Below are 1,244 nucleotides of genomic sequence, written 5' to 3' on the forward strand. Positions count from 1 at the left end.
CTCTGCATAAACTTCGATGCAAGACACTCAACAACGTGACGCCGTCGATGTCTTTGTCGGCGTCGATGTCGGTAAGGGCCACCATCACGCCGTGGCACTCGATCGGAACGGTAAGCGCTTGTACAACAAGGCTCTACCCAACGACGAGGCCAAACTGCGCGCCCTCATCGCCGAACTCAAGACTCACGGTCGACTGCTGTTCGTCGTCGATCAGCCTTCCACCATCGGCGCGCTTCCTGTAGCCGTCGCCCGCGCTGAAGGCGTACTCGTCGCCTATCTGCCCGGACTGGCCATGCGCCGCATCGCTGATTTGCACGCCGGAGAAGCCAAGACCGATGCCCGCGACGCCGCGATCATTGCCGAAGCCGCTCGCTCGATGCCGCATACGCTGCGCTCGCTTCGACTGGCCGACGAGCAACTCGCTGAACTTACCATGCTCTGCGGCTTCGATGACGACCTCGCCGCTCAGGTCACGCAAACCAGCAACCGCATTCGCGGGCTGCTTACCCAGATCCATCCGGCGCTCGAGCGTGTCCTCGGACCGCGCCTTGACCATCCAGCGGTACTCGATCTGCTTGAGCGCTATCCGTCGCCCGCCGCGCTTGCCGGCACCAGCGAGAAGACGCTCGCCAATCGCCTGACCAAGCTCGCTCCGCGCATGGGCAAAGGCTTAGCGGCCGAAATCGTTCAGGCACTGAGCGAACAAGCCGTGACCGTGCCCGGCACGCAGGCCGCCACCATCGTCATGCCTCGCTTGGCCCAGCAACTCGCCGCCTTGCGCAAGCAGCGTGACGAAATCGCCGCTGAAGTTGAGCGGCTGGTGCTTGCTCACCCTCTTTGGCCGGTCCTGACCAGCATGCCGGGAGTCGGCGTCAGGACCGCCGCCAGACTCCTGACCGAAGTCGCCCATAAATCCTTCGCTTCGGCCGCTCATCTGGCAGCCTACGCTGGCCTTGCACCGGTCACCCGGCGCTCAGGCTCGTCGATCCGTGGCGAGCACCCATCCAGACGGGGCAACAAGGTACTCAAGCGCGCCTTGTTCCTCTCCGCCTTCGCGGCCTTGCGAGACCCCGTCTCGCGGGCTTACTACTCCCGCAAGATCCAGCAGGGCAAACGCCACAACCAAGCGCTCATCGCGCTCGCACGGCGACGCTGCGACGTCCTGTTCGCCATGCTTCGTGATGGCACCATTTACCAACTCAAGTCGGCCCCTAGCGCTTGACGAAACACATAGGGGCACCCCC

At 63.7% G+C, this 1,244-nt stretch carries 1 protein-coding gene; it reads left to right on the forward strand.

The genetic code is table 11. The features are described from left to right. Positions 1-16 precede the first annotated feature (16 nt). Positions 17-1,222, forward strand: coding sequence for an IS110 family transposase (locus tag J7024_RS36960; protein ID WP_012213101.1), 1,206 nt, complete (start codon positions 17-19; stop codon positions 1,220-1,222). The last annotated feature ends 22 nt before the right edge of the window (positions 1,223-1,244 follow it).

It is taken from the genome of Burkholderia sp. WTPI3 (assembly GCF_021483755.1).
Lineage (GTDB): Bacteria > Pseudomonadota > Gammaproteobacteria > Burkholderiales > Burkholderiaceae > Burkholderia.

Bases quoted from the DNA above. Each gene is read 5' to 3' on its own strand.
- J7024_RS36960 (WP_012213101.1), top strand. From the start codon at position 17: ATGCAAGACACTCAACAACGTGACGCCGTCGATGTCTTTGTCGGCGTC.